Annotated in this window: 13 protein-coding genes; 12 read left to right on the top strand and 1 reads right to left on the bottom strand. The window is 69.7% G+C overall.

The window, feature by feature from the left end:
- Positions 1–56 precede the first annotated feature (56 nt).
- The 4 genes from EJ913_RS05595 to EJ913_RS05580 all read left to right on the top strand — a co-directional run bounded on the left by EJ913_RS05595 (position 57) and on the right by EJ913_RS05580 (position 7,200).
- A complete protein-coding gene (locus tag EJ913_RS05595; RefSeq protein ID WP_126995647.1) occupies positions 57–2,246 on the top strand; it encodes an ABC transporter permease in 2,190 nt (729 codons plus the stop codon).
- Positions 2,243–3,322: an ABC transporter ATP-binding protein gene (locus EJ913_RS05590; protein WP_126995645.1), complete on the top strand. Its 1,080-nt coding sequence runs from the start codon at positions 2,243–2,245 to the stop codon at positions 3,320–3,322. The genes EJ913_RS05595 and EJ913_RS05590 overlap by 4 nt, the downstream gene beginning before the upstream one ends.
- A gap of 110 nt (positions 3,323–3,432) precedes the next feature.
- A complete protein-coding gene (locus tag EJ913_RS05585) occupies positions 3,433–6,153 on the top strand; it encodes an ATP-binding protein (protein WP_185909692.1) in 2,721 nt (906 codons plus the stop codon).
- A 177-nt stretch (positions 6,154–6,330) separates the two neighbouring features.
- Positions 6,331–7,200: a helix-turn-helix domain-containing protein gene (locus tag EJ913_RS05580; RefSeq protein WP_126995641.1), complete on the top strand. Its 870-nt coding sequence runs from the start codon at positions 6,331–6,333 to the stop codon at positions 7,198–7,200.
- Between the two features lie 221 nt (positions 7,201–7,421).
- On the opposite strand, the gene EJ913_RS05575 is transcribed toward EJ913_RS05580, so the two are convergent.
- Positions 7,422–8,459 carry an ABC transporter substrate-binding protein gene (locus EJ913_RS05575; RefSeq protein ID WP_211098882.1) on the bottom strand — a complete coding sequence of 346 codons (1,038 nt, stop codon included), beginning with the start codon at positions 8,457–8,459 and terminating at the stop codon, positions 7,422–7,424.
- 300 nt (positions 8,460–8,759) lie between these two features.
- Between EJ913_RS05575 and EJ913_RS05570 the strand changes: the two genes are divergently transcribed.
- The 8 genes from EJ913_RS05570 (at position 8,760) to EJ913_RS05535 (ending at position 17,951) form a co-directional block, all read left to right on the top strand.
- Positions 8,760–9,389: a hypothetical protein gene (locus tag EJ913_RS05570; protein ID WP_126995639.1), complete on the top strand. Its 630-nt coding sequence runs from the start codon at positions 8,760–8,762 to the stop codon at positions 9,387–9,389.
- Between the two features lie 4 nt (positions 9,390–9,393).
- A complete protein-coding gene (locus EJ913_RS05565) occupies positions 9,394–10,194 on the top strand; it encodes an aldo/keto reductase (protein ID WP_126995637.1) in 801 nt (266 codons plus the stop codon).
- Positions 10,195–10,643: 449 nt separating this feature from the next.
- Positions 10,644–11,534, top strand: coding sequence for a LysR family transcriptional regulator (locus EJ913_RS05560; protein ID WP_126995635.1), 891 nt, complete (start codon positions 10,644–10,646; stop codon positions 11,532–11,534).
- A gap of 113 nt (positions 11,535–11,647) precedes the next feature.
- Positions 11,648–12,661, top strand: a complete 1,014-nt coding sequence (locus EJ913_RS05555; protein ID WP_126995633.1) for a 2-hydroxyacid dehydrogenase — start codon at positions 11,648–11,650, stop codon at positions 12,659–12,661.
- Positions 12,658–13,878 carry an enolase C-terminal domain-like protein gene (locus EJ913_RS05550; protein ID WP_211098881.1) on the top strand — a complete coding sequence of 407 codons (1,221 nt, stop codon included), beginning with the start codon at positions 12,658–12,660 and terminating at the stop codon, positions 13,876–13,878. The genes EJ913_RS05555 and EJ913_RS05550 overlap by 4 nt, the downstream gene beginning before the upstream one ends.
- A gap of 56 nt (positions 13,879–13,934) precedes the next feature.
- Positions 13,935–15,011: a maleylacetate reductase gene (locus EJ913_RS05545; protein ID WP_126995631.1), complete on the top strand. Its 1,077-nt coding sequence runs from the start codon at positions 13,935–13,937 to the stop codon at positions 15,009–15,011.
- A 64-nt stretch (positions 15,012–15,075) separates the two neighbouring features.
- A complete protein-coding gene (locus EJ913_RS05540; protein ID WP_126995629.1) occupies positions 15,076–16,083 on the top strand; it encodes a TRAP transporter substrate-binding protein in 1,008 nt (335 codons plus the stop codon).
- A complete protein-coding gene (locus tag EJ913_RS05535) occupies positions 16,080–17,951 on the top strand; it encodes a TRAP transporter large permease (RefSeq protein ID WP_126995627.1) in 1,872 nt (623 codons plus the stop codon). Before EJ913_RS05540 ends, EJ913_RS05535 begins: the two co-directional genes overlap by 4 nt.
- Positions 17,952–18,025: the final 74 nt, after the last annotated feature.

The following is an 18,025-nucleotide window of genomic DNA, read 5'->3' as shown; positions in this document are numbered from 1 at the left end:
CCTTCCGGGGAGAAGGGCGGGCCGCGCCCGGTCCGCCAACACCCGCAGGTGATGTGATGCGTCCTCGTTCAGCAGTCTGGCTGGCGCTGGGGTGGGTGGGCTTCGCCCTGCTGCCCTGGTTCGCCGGCAGCGGCACCCAGCCCGCACTCGCGCCGCCGTCCCCGGGCCCGGCCGGCTCCGCCCTGATCGACGGGCTGACCAACGGGCGCTGGTGGCTCCTGCCCGTCGCCCTGCCTCTGCTTCTGGCGCTGGCCGTCACCGCCTTGCCCGGACTCCGCGCCCGGCAGCCGGCGGTGTTGCTGGCCGGCGGCGCCTTCGGGCTGGCCTGGGTCGCGGCGCAGGGCTTCGCCATCGGCCTGGACGGCTGGGCCTGGGGATGGCTCGCCGCCCTGTTCGGCCCGCTGCCGCTGGGCCAAGGCGGCTACGGCGCCGGCGCGGCGCTGACCGCGCTGTCCTTCCTGTTCCTGATGACCAACGGCTTCGCCGGGCTCGGCTTCATGAAGGGCGACCGTTTCACGGCGGGCGCCATCGGGCTGGTGCTGGCGGCCATCGCCGCCTTCGTCTTCCTGCCGGTCGGCTACGTCCTGAGCGGGGCCGGCGACACCGGCACGGGCGGCTTCTCGGCCGCGGCGCTGTGGACGCGGCTGGCGGCCCCCGACATCTGGCGCCTGTCCTGCCTGACCGAGGCGAAGTCCTGCGGCGTCGTCTGGAACAGCGTCTTCCTGGCGGTGATGACCGGCATCGCGACCACCCTGCTCGGGCTGGCCTTCGCGCTGGTGGCGGTGCGCACCGGCTTCCGCGCGAAGAAGCTGCTGCGCGTGCTGACCGTGCTGCCGATCATCACGCCGCCCTTCGTCATCAGCCTCGCCGTGATCCTTCTGTTCGGGCGGAACGGCACCGTCACCCTGGGGCTGGCGGAGTGGTTCGGCATCCCGGTCTCGCGCTGGATCTACGGGCTTCCCGGCGTGCTGCTGACCCAGACGCTGGCCTTCACGCCGATTTCCTTCCTGGTGATGATCGGCGTCGTGCAGGGCATCGGCCCGTCGCTGGAGGAGGCCGCGCAGACCCTGCGGGCCAGCCGCTGGGTCACCTTCCGCACCGTCACCTGGCCGCTGATGCGCCCCGGCGTCGCCAACGCCTTCCTCATCAGCTTCATCGAGAGCCTCGCCGACTTCGGCAACCCGCTGATCCTCGGCGGCAACTTCGAGGTGCTGTCGACCAAGATCTACTTCGCGGTCGTCGGCGCCCAGAACGACCCCGGCCGGGCGGCGGCGCTCGGCATCATCCTGCTCTGCCTGTGCCTGGGCGCCTTCTGGGTGCAGCGGCAATGGCTCGGCAAGAAATCCTACGCGACGGTCGGCGGCAAGGGCGACAACGGCATCCCGTCGCAGCTTCCGCGCGGGGTCAAGATCGCCGCCTACGCCACCGCGCTGCCCTGGGCCGCCTTCACCTTCGTGCTCTACGGCCTGATCCTGTTCGGCGGCTTCACCGAGAACTGGGGCCGCAACAACAGCCTGACCCTGCGCCATTACCTGGCGGCCTTCGACCTGAGCTGGGGGCCCAGCGGCCTGATCTGGTCGGGCCGGGCCTGGGGCTCGCTGTTCACGACGATCGAGGTCGCCGCCCTGTCGGCGCCGCTGACCGCCGCCGTCGGGCTGCTGACCGCCTATCTGCTGGTGCGCCAGCGCTTCGCCGGCCGCGGCGCCTTCGAGTTCCTGACGATGCTGAGCTTCGCCATCCCCGGCACGGTGATCGGCATCAGCTACATCCTCGCCTTCAACCAGCCGCCGATCGAGCTGACCGGCACCATCACCATCCTGATCATCTGCTTCGTCTTCCGCAACATGCCGGTCAGCATCCGGGCCGGCGTCGCCGCCATGTCGCAGATCGACCGCAGCCTCGACGAATGCTCGCTGACGCTGGGCGCCGGCAGCGTGCAGACGATCCGCCGGGTGATCCTGCCGCTGCTGCGCCCGGCCATCGTCGCCTCGCTGGTCTACAGCTTCGTGCGGGCCATCACCTCGATCAGCGCGGTGATCTTCCTGGTCAGCCCGAAATACGAGCTGGCCACCGCCTACATCGTCGGCCGCGTCGAGCAGGGCGATTTCGGCCTCGCCATCGCCTACAGCTCGGCGCTGATCGTGCTGATGTCGGTCGTCATCGCCCTCATCCAGTTCGCCGTCGGCGAGCGCCGCATCGGCCGCCGCACCGCCACCCCCGTCACGCTTCAGGAGAAGCCGGTATGAGCATCGCCAGCAAGGCCGCGGGCGTCGAGTTCCGCAACGTCAGCCGCCGCTACGGCAACACGGCCGCCGTCGACGACGTCAGCTTCACCATCGAGGCGGGAACGCTGGTCACCCTGCTCGGCCCGTCGGGCTGCGGCAAGACCACCACGCTCCGCATGATCGCCGGGCTGGAGATGGCGAGCGGCGGGACGATCCTGATCGGCGGCAAGGACGTCACCCGGCTGCCGGCCACCGACCGCAACGTCACCATGGTGTTCCAGTCCTACGCCCTGTTCCCGCACATGACGGTGGCCGACAACGTCGCCTACGGGCTGGTCGTCAGCGGCGTGCGCAAGCGCGACGCCGCCGCCCGCGCGGCCGAGGGGCTGGAGCTGGTCGGGCTTGGCGGCTACGGCCAGCGCCTGCCGAGCGAGCTGTCGGGCGGCCAGCAGCAGCGCGTCGCCGTCGCCCGCGCCCTGGTGCTGGAGCCCGAGGTGCTGCTGTTCGACGAGCCGCTGTCCAACCTCGACGCCAAGCTGCGCCGCAAGATGCGCGACGACATCCGCGAGCTTCAGCAGAAGCTCGGCCTGACCTCCGTCTATGTCACCCACGACCAGGAGGAGGCGCTGGCCGTCTCCGACCGCATCATCGTGATGAACAAGTCGGTGATCGCCCAGACCGGCACCCCGGACGAGCTGTACCGCCGGCCGAAGAACCGCTTCGTCGCCGACTTCATCGGCGGCGCCAACCTGCTCGACGGCGAGCTGGTCGCGCGCGGCGGCGGGACGGCCACGGTGGCGCTCGGCCGGCTGACCCTGTCGGTGCCCGACACCGGCCTGCCGGCCGGCGAGGTCCTGCTCGCCATCCGGCCGAACGCGATCCGCCTGCGGCCCGGCACGGTCGGCGACGGCAGCGGCGACGGCATCCCGGTCACCGTCCGCAAGGCGACCTATCTCGGCTCGCACATGGAATACGGGCTGGTCAGCGAGTTCGGCGACCTGTTCGTCGTCGATCCCAACGTCGCCAACCCGGTGCCGGCGGGCGCGGCCGCGCTGGCGACCTTCACCGGCGACGGCATCGCCGCCGTCGCGCGCTGAACGGCGCGTGTCGACCGGCCGCGTGCTGACCCGTCGCGCGCTGGCCGGCGCGTTTCCCGCTGGCGCCGGCGGGGCGGCCGGCGGTAGCCTCCAACCCGATGGTCAGACGCATGCTGTCCCCCGTTAGCGTTCGCGGCCGGCTGCTCGCCGCCTTCGGAGCCATGGTGGTCCTGACGACGGCGGTCGGCGGGGTCGGCTGGTTCGGGCTGGGCGAAACGGAACGCGCCCTGCTGTCCCTGCAACGCGAGGGGCTGGGCAACATCGCGCTGGCGATGCGGATGGCGGAGCTGAACACCGGGCTGGCCGCCCGCGCCCCCTTCATCGCCGCCATCGAGGCGACGCCCAGCCTCGACGAGGAGCGCAGCCAGCTCGAACTCAAGCTCACCGACCTGACGGGGCTGGTCCAGCGGCTGCCGGGCCTGGAGCGCGCCTCCCTGCACGTCCCGTCCGACGTGCCGTCGCTGGTCCGGCTCGCCGGCCGGCTCGACGGCACGCTGCGCAATCTGATGGACGTCACCGGCGAATCCATCGCCGTGCGGGCGGAGGCGGCGGCGATCCGCCTCGGGCTGGAGCGCCAGCGCATCCTCGGCGAGACGCTAGCCGGCGCGGCGGCGCGGACCTTCGAGCATCCCGGCTTCGAGGCGACGGGAACGCCGCCCCTGCCCTTCTCGGTCCTGCGGCTGGCCGACCGCACGCGCGACGCCGTCTCGGCCGCCCTGACGACGACCAGCCCGGCCGACCTCGCCCGCTGGCGCGCCGGCTTCGACGCCGACCGGCAGGGGCTGCGGGCGATCGACACCGCAACCCCGGCGCTGGCGATCATGGCCCCCTCGCTCGACCAGCTCCTGGCCGTGCTCGACGCGCAAGGGGCGGTCTTCGACATCCGCGGCCGCCAGCTCGGGATCGAACAGCGCAGCCGCTTCCTGGTCGCCGCCGCCAACACCCTGTCGGTGCAGTTGAACCGCGAGGTCGAGAGCGTCGCCACCGCGATGCAGACGGCGGCGCGCAGCCGGGGCGACGCCACCTTCTCCGCCCTGTCGTCGGGCAAGGCCGGGATCTTGGCGCTCGGTGCGCTCTGCGCGCTGGCGGCCATCGCGGCGGCGGTCTACGTCATGCGCGACGTCGCCGGCAACCTGCGGGCGGTGACGCGGGCGATGTCGGCGCTGGCCGGCGGCGACCGGCTGGTCAGCGTCCCGGCCACCGGCCGGCCGGACGAGATCGGCGACCTCGCCCGCGCCTTCAGCGTCTTCAAGGAGAACGTCGCCGAACGCGACGCGCTGGCCCGCAAGCTGGGCGAGAATTCGCGCATGCTGGAGGCCGTGTTCGACAACATGAACGACGGGCTGTCGGTGTTCGACGAGAACGGCCGGCTGGTCACCTGGAATCCCCGCTTTCTCGACCTCAACGGCTTCACCCCCGCCGACGTCGCCGGGCGCGACCTGGCGGAGCTGCAACGCAACCTGCTGCGGCGCGGGGTCGGCATCCGTCTGCTCGACGGCAGCAGCATCGACCTGGAGGCGCTGACCCGGCGGCGCGCCGAGCAGGCGGTCCGCTGCGAGCATCATTTCCCCGACGGCCGGGTGGTCGAGCTGCACAGCAGCCCGATGCCGTCCGGCGGCTTCATCACCACCTATTCCGACCTGACCGAGCGCAAGGACATCGAGAAGCAGCTCCGCCACGCCCAGAAGATGGAGGCGGTCGGCCAACTCACCGGCGGCATCGCCCACGACTTCAACAATCTGCTCGCCGCGATCATGGGCAACCTCCAGATGATCCACGACGAGACCGCCGAGCAGGATCCCGTGCGTGGCAAGGCGCTGCGCGCGCTCGACGCCGCCGAGCGGGGCGCCACGACGATCCAGCGCCTGCTCGCCTTCTCGCGGCAGCAGGCGTTGCAGCCGCAGGCGGTCGACCTCAACGAGCTGGTCGAGGGGATGCTCGACCTGCTGGCCTACGGGCTGGGCGGCGGCATCGTCCTGAAGACGGCGCTGACGCCGGGGCTGGCCCCCGCCCTGGTCGATCCGGGCCAGTTGGAGAACGCCCTGCTCAACCTCGTCGTCAACGCCCGCGACGCGCTGGCGGACGGCGGCACCATCGTCATCGCCACCGAAGCCGCCGCGCAGGACGGGGGCGACGCCATCGTCCTCTCGGTGCGCGACGACGGCAGCGGCATGCCGCCCGCCGTGCTGTCCCGCGTCTTCGAGCCCTTCTTCACCACCAAGCGCTTCGGCCGGGGCAGCGGGCTCGGGCTGTCGATGGTCTACGGCTTCGTCCGCCAGTCCGGCGGCAAGGTCGACATCCAGAGCGAGCCCGGCGTCGGCACCCTGGTGGCGATGGCCTTCCCGCGCGCCCGCATGCTGCCGGAGACGCTGGCCCTGCCGCGCGATCCCGGCACGGTCGAGGGCGGTCCGGAACGCGTCCTGGTGGTGGAGGACGACCCCGCCGTCCGCCTGACGACGGTCGACATGCTGACGGCGCTGGGTTACCGGGCGGTGCCGGCGGCCTCGGCGGAGGAGGCGCTGGTCCTGCTGGACGGGACGGCGTTCGATCTGCTGTTCACCGACATCATCCTGACGGGCGGCATGAACGGCCCTGCCCTGGCCGCCGTCGCCAAGGCCCGGCAGCCGGCGTTGCAGGTCCTGTTCTGTTCGGGCTACGCGCGCGATTTCCTGGTGGAGAGCGCCAGCCTGCCGCTCGACATCCGCTTCATCCAGAAGCCTTACCAGAAGCCGTTGCTCGCCGCGCAGATCCGCAACGTCCTCGGCGGCGTCGTTCAGCCCGGCCCGGTGCGCAGCCGGTCGGAGCCGTCGGTCCTGCCGGGACGCGGCTGAAACGGCATCCAACGCCCAAGCGGACGGCAAGAGACGTCGCGGGGATGGCAGCCAAAGGTCAAAGCCTCTGCTGCAAGGCGGCCCTCCCGAAAACCGCTTTTTCCCGAAAGCCCTCCATGAAAGGAAAATTTACCTATAAATTGGCGCTCCTGTTCCCACCGCCCCCGGAGCCCCGCCATGCCCCTCGACGCGCCCGCCACCCCCGCCGCCGCCCTCCCCCGCTGGGCCGAGGACCCTCCGGTGCCGCCGGACGGCTCCCTGGTTCCGGGATCCCGCTTCGCCGAGGAGCAATGGGTGATGGCCGCTGGCATGCTGGCACGCGGGGCGTCCTTCCTGCACGTCGCGCGCGCCCTGGGGTGCAGCCGCACCACGCTGTGGCGGGCCTATTACGGCTCGCAGGCGCTCCGCGTCCGCGTCTGGTGGGAGCGTCAGGCGCTGAACCGCGAGGCGGAGCTGCGGCTGTCGTCGCTGCGCGATCTGGTGGCGCAGCAGGTGGAGCGGCTGGTGGCGATGGGCGATCCGGCGACGGTGCGCTGGGCGGCCGACCGGCTCGGCCTGTTCGGCGCGCCAAGTGGGGCGTTCCAGAGCCAACCCGCAACCGATCCCCCGCAACCGCCAAAGCCCTCTCCCGCCCCGGAAGCTGGCGGATTCGCCGATCTCAAGCCGGACCGAGATCCCCCTCTCCCCGGGGGGAGAGGGGATCCGGACCCGCTCGACGGGATGTACGAATGCCGCAGCGTCCCAGGAGAGGAAGCCGAATGCGCGCGTCCTGCCCTCAGCGAAAGGGGGCCGATTGAGGACGCAAACGTCCCCTCCAATCCCCCGCCCTCCGCCCTCGACGACGCGGTTCCCGGCGCCTTCCGCGAACAGACCCAGCCCGATCCCTCCCTCATCGCCGCCATCCTGGCCCGGCCGGAGGCGGACGGCCCCAAGGGCGTCTATCCCTGGACCCTCAACCCCGACGACGCCTACCCCAGCCTCGGCTCGGCGGAGGAGCGGCGCGGCCAGGGGCCCTGCGGGCGGCGCGGCGGCGGACGCGACGGATGAGCCGCCGGGCGCCGGAACGAAACACGGAACAGGACGGGAAAAGCGTTCCACGGTGTTTCAAACGTTCCAAACCGCCCACCGTCCCCGGCGCAGCCCGTGCGGGTGCGGGGCCGTCGCCCCCGTGCGCACGCCTGTGCGCACGCCTGTGCGCACGCCGCAGCGCGAAGGCGGGGATGACGATGGACAGGCCGCCGCTTCAAGGCCGCCCGTCCGTTGGCGACTCAGTTGGCGACGGACTTGATCTCCGCATCCCAGCGGCCCAGCAGACGCTTGCGCTCCTCGACCATGCCGTATTTCTGGAAATTGTAGTCGATCAGCCGGACGTCCTCGAACTTCGGCGCGTCGGGCGGCGACACCGACTGCTTGTTGGACGGCGTCATCTGCATGTTGAGGGCGCCGTAGTTCTGCGCTTCCGGCGTCAGGGCGAAGTCGTAGAACGCCTTGGCCGACTCAAGGTTCTTGGCGCCCTTGAGGATGCTCATCGAACCGATCTCGTAGCCGGTCCCCTCGCAGGGGGTCGAGATGTCGACCGGGAACTTGTTCACCTTCTGGATGACGCTGTCGTTGACCCAGGAGATGCCGACCAGCGTCTCACCGCGCGCCACCGCCGCCGCCGGCGCCGCGCCGGACTTGGTGTACTGGTTGACACTCTCGTTCAGCTTCTTCAGATAGTCGAAGCCGGCGTCCTCGCCGAAGATCTGCACGAGGGTCGCCAGCGCCGTGTAGGCCGCCCCGGACGAATTGGGGTTGGGCATCTGGACCTCGCCCTTGAACTCCGGACGCAGCAGGTCGGCCCAGCATTTCGGCGGCTGGATGCCCCGCTTGGCGAGCATCTCGGTGTTGTAGACGAAGCCCAGCGCCCCGGCGTAGATGCCGACGCTGCGCCCCTGCGACTGCTTGTACTGGCTCTGCGCCCAGGACTGCAGATCCTTGAGCTGCGCGCTCTCGTAGGAGACGCTCAAGCCTTCCTCGGCCGCCTGGAGATGCGGATCGCCCGAGCTGCCCCACCAGATGTCGATCTTCGGGTTGGCCGCCTCGGCGCGGATCTGGGCCAGCGCCTCGCCGGCGCTCTTGCGGGTCATGGCGACGCCGATGCCGGTCTTCTTCTCGAAGGCGACGGCCATGGCCTTGCACCATTCCTCCTGCACGCCGCACATGACGGTGACGCTTCCCTGCGCATAGGTCGGGCTCGCGGCAAGCACGAACAGAGCACCGATGCCGACACCGGCAAACTTCATCTTGGTAACCGCACAAAGCATGGGAAGAATCCTCCGGTACAATTTCCGTTGTTATTTTCCATGTCGACACCAATTCATCCAAAAAGCTTTACGCTTCAGAAAAAAATCGGTATCAATGATGAAGGGAGCGCAAGAAAGACTTCCATTCCCCTTCCCTCCCCCTTCGTTCATCCGCGTGACACCATCTCCCGGCGTCTTTCTTTCCGATTGTTCATACAAGGGAGGAATGAATGGCGGATGTCATGATTATGGGAAACCAACGAAACACTGTTAACGGAAGCCGTGCCACGCCGTCCGGCGCGCAGCCAAAGGCCGCCGGTCGTGGTTGAGGCTCTCGTCGGCGCCGCCAACCGGGCGCGCGAACGCGCCGGCTTCCTGTCCGTCGAGGCGGTGGCGGCGCTCGCCGATGGTGGGGTCCTCATCCTCGACCCGTTCTCGACGCTGGTTTCGCCGGACGTCGCCTTGGCGGCCGGCGTCACGCTGTGGCCCGGCACCATCGTCCAGGCGACCGAAGGGGGGCGGGTGGCCGTCGGACGCGGCACCCAGCTCTTTCCCGGCACGCGCGTCGTCGCCGATGGCGGGCGGATCAGCATCGGCGCGGCGACCGAGATCGGCGAGGAAGGCGGCTTCACCATCAAGACCGGCCATTCCACCGGCGTGATCGAGATCGGCAGTCACGCGCGGCTGCTCGGCGGCGGTTCGCTCGCCCTCGACAACAGCGTCGGCGACGGTGCGCAGGTGCTCGGCCCGATCCGGATGCAGAACTGCCGGCTCCAGGCCGGCGGCAGCCACCGCGACCCCGACCCGGACCGCCGGGGCGGCGTGCTCAAGGGCAGCGGCGTCGCCCGTGGCCTCACCGTGCCGACCGGCATGGTGATCCAGGCCTTCGGTCTGTTCAGCGAGGCCCCTCTGCGGCCTCAATCCTTCTTCCACCCGAAACCACAGGGGTGACGCTATGACGAGTGTCGAAAAACGGCTGGAGCTGGGTCTCGGCCTGCTGTCCATCGGCCGGAGCTGGGGCGTGCGCCCGACCGAGGTGCCGGGCGAGGAGGAGGCGCATGCCCTGCTCCGGCGCGCGCTCGACCTCGGTGTCCACACCCTCGACACCGCCCCGGCCTATGGAAGCAGCGAGGCCGTGCTGGGCCGCTTCCTCGCCGGGCTTCCCGGCCCGCAGCGCTCCGCCCTGACGGTGATGACCAAGGCCGGCGAGCATTGGGATGCGGACGGCGCCACGACCTTCGTCGATCATGGCCGGGACGCCCTGCGGCGCAGCATCGACCGCAGCCTGACGCTCCTGCAAGGCATCGACGTGCTGCAGATCCACAAGGCGACGGCCGATCTGGTGGACAGCCCCGGCGTCGTCGCCGCGCTCGAGCACGCCCGGGCGGCGGGCGTGACGCGCTTCGGCGCCAGCGTCGCCACGGTCGAGGCTGGACAGCGGGCGATCGGGACGGGGCTCTACGGGTTCCTGCAATTCCCGCTCAACAGCGCCGACGACAAGATGCTTCCGCTCCTGCCCCTGATGGCGCAGGCGGGCCTGCGGGCGATCGTCAACCGTCCCTTCGCCATGGGCTCGCTGGTCGGATCGGCCACCGGCGGGGACGCCGCCCGTGCGGCCTTCGCCTTCATCGGCCGGCATCTCGCCGATGGCGTCGTTCTCACCGGCACAAGCAAGCTCGCCCATCTTGAGGCGAACGTCGCCAGCTTCGCCGCCGCGCTGCCTAAGCCCCCGGCCACCGCCTTAGGATCGGTCTGATCACCCGATCTCGTCGCGTCACCCGGTGACCGCCGTCTCCCGCGTCAGGATGACCGCGGATGCGTTGGGCGGCCTCCACGCCCATCCAGCGGCAGAGCACCGGCCAAGTTCCGGCATGCGCGACGATCAACGGCGCCGTCTGTCCAGAGTCTATGGACAGACGGCGGCTCGCAACGCACGACTCCACCCATGGCACCGACACGCTCCCTTGATGTGGAGCAAGGACGGAGACGGGCTGCGTGATAGCGTCCACCATGATCCGCGACGGCTCCGCCGATGCAATCCTCCAGCCCCTTGCTTCGCCGGAACACACCCCGCACGGGTCCCGCCGAACGGCAGGCTGGAGACACCCTTCCTCCCCGTCCGCATCGGCGGGGCCATCCAACACAAGGGGGACGAGCCGTCGTCTTGCCTTTACAGATCTGGCCCGATGACCTTATCTGCGGGGCATGGACCGCCGCCGGCTTCAGTTTTTCGTCGCGCTCTGCGAGGAGCTGCATTTCCACCGCGCCGCCGCGCGGTGCCACATCACGCAGCCCGCCCTCAGCCAGCAATTGCGGCAGTTGGAGGAGGAGCTTCAGGTCCAGCTCGTCCACCGCAACAAGCGGCGCGTCTCGCTGACGCGGGCCGGGGAGACCTTTCTGGGCGAGGCGCGGAAGATCCTGCGCCAGATGGAACGCGCCGCGCAACTCGCCCGCCAGACCGACCGGGGCGAGATCGGGCAGTTGTCGGTCGGCATGACCGCGCCCGCCCTCTACATCGTCTTTCCCGAGATCATGCACCGGTTCCGGACGGTGCTGCCCAACTTCGGCGTCAACGTCCACGTCATGACCACGGCCGAGCAGGAGGAGGCCCTGCGGCTGGGCGCCATCGACGTGGGCATCTTCCATCCGCCGCTCGACGACCAGTCGCTGTCCTCCCACCCCATCGCGCGCATGCGGTTCAGCGTCGTGCTGTCCGACCGCAACCCGCTGGCGGAACGCCCCAGCCTGCGGCTGGAGGATCTGTCCAGGCAGCGCTTCATCATCTTCCCACGCGTCATCGGCCCACGTCTCTACGACGAGATCATCAGCCTGTGCCAGCAGGCCGGCTTCAGCCCGGAACTGATCCTCGAAGCCTCCCCGGCGCAATCGATCATCGCGCTGGCCGCCGCCGATTTCGGCATCGGCCTGATCGCCTCCACCCTCCAGCAGTTCGGGCGGCCTGGGGTGATCTACCGCGCCCTGGAGGGTCCCGCCCCCTACCTGACGCTCGGCGTCGCCTATCAGAGCGACGACACGTCGCCGGCCATCCAGACCTTCCTGAACGTGGCGACCGCCGTCGGCGAACAGGTGTCGTAGCCAATCGCCGGAAAAGGTCCGGTGAAAACTTTTCCTTATCAAACGATCATTTTAAATCGTTGGACCTACTCAATTGGATGGGCCTATCGTTCGTGTAACGGAGGAACCCGCCAATGAAAGTTTTCATGATCGGCGAGGCTGCCAATTACAAGGACAAGCTCGCCGCTTTTCTGACGACACCCTGCGACATCGTTCCCCTACCGCGCGAAGCCGCCCATTCGCCGAATTTCGATTCCGCGATCGGCCCTGACGACGTGGTGATTTCCTTGCGATTCTCGCGCAAGGACATGACAGTCCCGAATTTTCGCCTTCTGCACGTGCCCGGCGCCGGGCTGGACGGCATCGACATGGCCTCCCTGCCCGCCGGCTGCCACGTCTGCAACGTCTTCGAACACGAGATTCCCATCGCCGAATTCGTTCTGGCGGCGATGCTGAACTGGGAAATCCGGCTGGACGCGCTGCGCGCCTCCTTCGCCACCGACACGTGGTCCGACACCTACCGGGCGCGCGTGCCGCACGGGGAGGTCCACGGCAAGACGCTGGGTCTGATCGGCTTCGGGCGCATCGGCCGGACCATCGCCCAGCGCGCCCGCGCCTTCGGCATGCGGATCCTCGCCGTCGATCAATTCGCTGGCAACGCCGACGGTCTGGCCGACGCGGTGCTGCCGCCTGACCGGCTTCCGGAAGCGCTCACCCAGGCGGATTTCCTGGTCATCGCCTGCCCGCTCACCGAGCAGACCCAGGGCCTGATCGGTGCCGCCGAACTGGCCGCGATGAAGCCGACCGGCGTGCTGGTCAACGTGTCCCGCGCGCCCATCGTGGACGAGGCGGCGCTGTACGACGCGCTGTCACGCCAAGCGATCGGCGGGGCCGTGCTCGATGTCTGGTACGGCTACCCGGCCGGCGCCGAGGACCGGGTGCGCCCCTCGCGCTTCCGGTTCGAGGATCTGCCCAACGCGGTCTGCACGCCGCATTCGTCGGCCTGGACGACCCAGCTTCCCGAACGCCGCTACGCCTTCATCGCGCGGAACATCGACCGGCTGGCCGCCGGAGAACCGCTGCTGAACGTGGTGCGCACGCCCAGCCCGGAGCCCCGCCCCGGCCTCCAAGAAATGAGCCTTCCATGATCCGAGAGACCGAGGACCTCGCCCGCCGCACCGCCGGCGTGCCGATCAAGATCACCGGCGTGAAGACCTTCGTCGTCAACGCCGAGATGCGCAACTGGATCTTCGTGAAGGTCCTGACCGACCAGCCCGGCCTGTACGGCTGGGGCGAGGCCAGCCTGAACTGGAAGACCCGCGCGGTCACCGGCGCGGTCGAGGATCTGGAGCCGACCGTGCTGGGCCGGGACCCGCGCGACATCGAGCAATGCCTGCGCGCGATGAACAAGTTCAGCTACTACAAGCTGGGCATGGTCGGCGTGACCGCGATCAGCGGCATCGAGCACGCGCTGTGGGACATCTTCGGCAAGAGCGTCGGCCTGCCGGTCTGGCGCCTGCTCGGGGGCAAGGTGCGCGACCGGGTGCGCGTCTACACCCATCTGGGCTTGGGCGAGATGCGCTCGGTTTACGAGACCTTCGACATCGGCTCCCTCAAGGAGCGGGCGGCGGCGGTGGTGGAGAAGGGCTACGACGCGCTCAAGGTCGTCTTCATCCCCTACGGCGCCTACACGTCCCCGGTTCCGGCCCAGCGCCACGTCGGCCGCATGATGCAGGCGCTGCGCGACACGGTCGGCGAGGGCGTCGACATCATGATCGACTTCCACGGCCGCCCCGCCTCGGTCGCCGCCGCCATGGGCTTCATCCGCGAACTGGAACCCTACCGCCCGATGTTCTGCGAGGAGCCGGTGCAGCCGGGCGACACCGACGCGCTGCGCCGCATCGCCGAGCAGGCCGACTGCCCCATCGCGTCGGGCGAGCGGCTGGTCGGGCTGAAGGAATTCCTGCCGGTCTTCACGTCCAAGGCCCTGCACGTCGCGCAGCCCGACCTGAACCACACCGGCGGTCTGCTGGAAGGCAAGCGCATCGCCGCCTTGGCCGAGGCCGAGATGATCGGCATCGCGCCGCACAACCCCAACGGCCCGCTGGCCGGCGTGGCGGCCCTGCATTTCGACGTCGCCACCCCGAACTTCGTGATCCAGGAGGAGATGACCGGCGCCGTGCCCTGGTACGACGACGTGGTCCAGACCCCCATCCGCCGCACGGGCAGCCATTGGGAGGTCCCGGACGTCGTCGGCTTCGGCATCGAGGTGAACGAGACCGAGGCGGCCAAGCATCCCTTCAAGCCCGAGGTCATGCACTCGGCGTCGGCGTTGCTGGAGGACGGGACCATCGTCGACTGGTGAGGCGCCGCGGAGAACGGCAAGCCCAACCGAGAGACGAACGAAACCAAGGACTTATCATGCGGACTTTCAGCACTCCCGGTGATGTGTACAACGCCGTGCCGTCGCGCGTGGTCTTCGGCGCCGGTGCCGCCGACCGGATCGACGAGGAGGTCGAGCGCCTCGGCGCGCGGCGCGCGCTGGTCGTCTCGACCCCCGGACGCGGCGCCATGGCCCGGCGCGTCGTCGAGCGTCTCGGCGAGCGCTGCGTCGGCCTGCTGCCCGAAGCCATCTCGCAGGTTCCCATCGAGCTGGCCCGCAAGGGCCAGGCGCGGGCGGCGGAGATGGGCGCGGACTGCCTGGTGAGCGTCGGCGGCGGCGCCTCCATCGGCCTGGGCAAGGCCATCGCGCTGGAGCTGGCCCTGCCGGTCATCGCGGTGCCCACCACCTATTCCGGCTCGGAGATGACCGGCTTCTGCGGCATCACCATCGACGGCGTGAAGCGGATGCACCAGAGCCTGCGCATGCTGGCCGGCACGGTGGTCTACGACCCCGCCCTGTCGGTCGGACTGCCGCTGGACGTCAGCGCGGCCAGCGCCATGAACGCGCTCGCCCATTGCGTCGACGTGGTCTACGTGCCGACCGTCAGCCCGGTCATCGTCCAGGCGGCAATGGAGGGCGCGCGGGCGATCCTCGACGCCCTGCCCCGCGTGGCGCGCCGACCCGACGACCTGGAGGCGCGCGGCGACCTGCTCTACGGCGCGCATCTGGCGGGGGCGGCCCTGTCGGGCGGCTTCGCCCTGCAACACGGCGTCGCCCATGTGCTGGGCGGCACCTACGGCGTGTCGCACGGCCTGTCCCACGCGCTGGTGCTGCCCCACGTCGCCGCCTACAACGCGCGCTTCGCTCCGGAGGCCATGGGCCGGCTCGCCGCCGCAATGAACGTCACCGACGTCGGCGGCGCGATCTTCGACCTGATGGAGACCGTCGGGCTGCCGACGCGCCTCGCCGATGTCGGATTCTCGCGCGACTCCATCGAGGAGGCGGCGCGGATCACGGTGGAGACCGACAACGGCAACAATCCGGGACCCGTCACGATGGAAGCCGTGCGCGGCATCCTCGACGCGGCGCTGGAGGGTCGGCGGCCGGCCGCCTGAGCCGGACCGATCCATCGGACCAAAGACACAAGCTGGCCAAAAACACAAACGGGAGGGAACGAACATGCTCATCAAACGGAGACATTTTCTGGCGGCGGGGACGGCGGCCGTGGCCATGGGTCCCTTCGTGTCGCGCGCCAAGGCGGCGGAGTTCAGCTGGAAATTCGGCCACGGCTTTCCGGCCAGCCACCCGCTCCACATCCGCGCGCTGGAAGCCGCCGAGCGGATCAAGCGGGACACCGGCGGCAAGGTCGACATCGCCGTCTTCCCCAACAGCCAGCTCGGCGGCGACAGCGACCTGCTGGCCCAGGTGCGGTCGGGCGGGATCGAGTTCTTCAGCACCGGCGGGCTGATCCTGTCCACCCTGGTGCCGGTCGCCTCGATCAACGGCATGGGCTTCGCCTTCAAGGACTACGACGCCGTCTGGAAGGCGATGGACGGCGATCTCGGCGGCTACATCCGCAAGGGGTTCGAGAAGGTCGGGCTCTACGCCTTCGACCGCATCTGGGACAACGGCTTCCGCCAGATCACCACCCGCACCAAGGCCATCACCGGGCCGCAGGATCTGGCCAACTTCAAAATCCGGGTGCCGGTCAGCCCGGTCTACGTCTCGCTGTTCAAGGCGCTGGGCGGCGCCCCCACCAGCATCAACCTGGGCGAGGTCTACACCGCTTTGCAGACCGGCGTGGTCGACGGGCAGGAAAACCCGCTGGTCGTCGCCGACACCGCCAAGTTCTACGAGGTGCAGAAGTTCTGCTCGGTGACCAACCATGTCTGGGACGGGTCGTGGATCGTCACCAACGGCCGGGCGTGGCGCTCGCTGCCCGAGGATCTGCGCCAGATCGTCAGCCGGGGCTTCAACGAGGCCGGGCTGACCCAGCGCCAGGACATCGCCGCCCTCAACGCGGCGCTGCGTGACTCGCTGTCCCAGAAGGGCCTCGCTTTCAACCAGACCGATCCCGAGCCGTTCCGGGCCGCCCTGCGAAAGGCCGGCTTCTACGCGGAGTGGAAGGCCAAATACGGCGAGGAGGCCTGGAGCGTCTTCGAGAAGTCCGTGGGCGCCCTGACATGACGGCGCTCGCCGATCACAAGACCGGCGGAGCGGTTGGGTCCTCGTCCCCAGGGCTGGCGCGCGTCGACGCCATCCTGGGGCGGATCGTCGAGATCCCGGTGGCGCTGCTGGTCGCCGCCGAGATCGTCCTGCTGTTCTCGGGCATCGTGGCGCGCTACGTCCTGCACACCCCGATCACCTGGTCCGACGAGCTCGCCTCGATCCTGTTCCTGTGGCTCGCCATGCTGGGATCGGTCGTGGCGTTCCGCCGGGGCGAGCACATGCGGATGACCGCCTTCGTCAGCTGGGCGTCGCCGCCGCTGCGCGCCTTCCTGGACGTGTTCGCGGTGGCGGCGGCGCTGGCCTTCCTCCTGCTCGTCATCGGCCCGGCCGCCGAGTTCGCGCATGAGGAGGACGCCATCGTCACCCCGGCCTTGGAAATCTCCAACATGTGGCGGGCGGCGGCCCTGCCGGTCGGGCTGGGGCTGATGATCGTCGTCGCGCTGGTCCGTCTGGCCAGCGTGGGGAATCTCCGTCTGGTCGGCGGCGCCCTGCTGGCCGTCGCCGGGGTCGCCCTGCTGTTCGCGCTGCTCCAGCCGGCCTTCGCCGGTTTGGGCAAGCTCAACCTGCTGATCTTCTTCGTCGGCATCGTCGCCGGCGCCGTCTTCGCCGGGGTGCCCATCGCCTTCGCCTTCGGCCTCGCCAGCTTCGGCTACCTCGCGCTGACAACCAGCGTGCCGCTGCTGGTGGTGATCGGCCGCATGGACGAGGGCATGTCGCACCTGATCCTGCTGTCGGTGCCGCTCTTCGTGTTCCTAGGCCTGCTGATCGAGATGACCGGCATGGCGCGCGCGATGGTCGCGGTGCTCGCCAACCTGCTGGGCCATGTGCGCGGCGGGCTGTCCTACGTGCTGGTCGGCGCCATGTACCTCGTCTCGGGCATTTCCGGCGCCAAGGCGGCGGACATGGCGGCCGTCGCCCCGGTGCTGTTCCCCGAGATGAAGGCGCGCGGCGCCAAGCCGGGCGATCTGGTGGCGTTGCTGGCGGCGACCGGCGCGCAGACCGAAACGATCCCGCCCAGCATCGTGCTCATCACCATCGGTTCGGTGACCGGCGTCTCCATCGCGGCGCTGTTCACCGGCGGCCTGCTGCCCGGCCTCGTCCTGGCCTTCACGCTGTGCGTCGTCGTGTGGTTCCGCTACCGCCACGAAGATCTGTCGCGAGTGCGTCGCCCGACCCGGCGCGAGCTCGGCCGCAGCTTGTTCGTGGCGGTCCCGGCGCTGGCCCTGCCCTTCGTCATCCGCGCGGCGGTGGTCGAGGGCATCGCCACGGCGACCGAGGTCTCGACCATCGGCATCGTCTACTCGATGGTGGTCGGGCTGTTGGTCTACCGGCGCTTCGACTGGAGGCGGCTGGTGCCGATGCTGGTGGAGACGGCGGCCCTGTCCGGGGCGATCTTGCTGATCATCGGCACCGCCACCGGCATGGCGTGGTGCCTCACCCGGTCGGGCTTCTCGACCGACCTCGCGCAATTGATGGCCAGCCTGCCGGGGGGCTCCTTCACCTTCATCGCCGTGTCGATCGTCGCCTTCATCGTGCTGGGCAGCGTGCTGGAGGGGATTCCCGCCATCGTGCTGTTCGGACCGCTGCTGTTCCCCATCGCCCGCCAGATGGGGGTGCACGAGGTGCAGTACGCGATGATCGTCATCCTCGCCATGGGCATGGGCCTGTTCGCCCCACCCTTCGGCGTCGGCTACTACGTCGCCTGCGCCATCGGCCGCATCAACCCCGACGAGGGCATGCGGCCCATCCTGGGCTATCTGGCGGCGCTCCTGGTCGGTCTGATCCTGGTCGCCGCGATTCCGTGGCTGTCCATCGGCTTTCTTTAACGCAAATCGGCCCCGGGTGGTCAAGGCCACCCAGGGCTGGAGACGGCCCTGGGAATTCGGGCAGGGTTTATACG

This window comes from Azospirillum doebereinerae, from assembly GCF_003989665.1.
In the GTDB taxonomy this organism is placed as follows: domain Bacteria; phylum Pseudomonadota; class Alphaproteobacteria; order Azospirillales; family Azospirillaceae; genus Azospirillum; species Azospirillum doebereinerae.
This window is presented reverse-complemented; position numbering and strand designations above follow the sequence as displayed.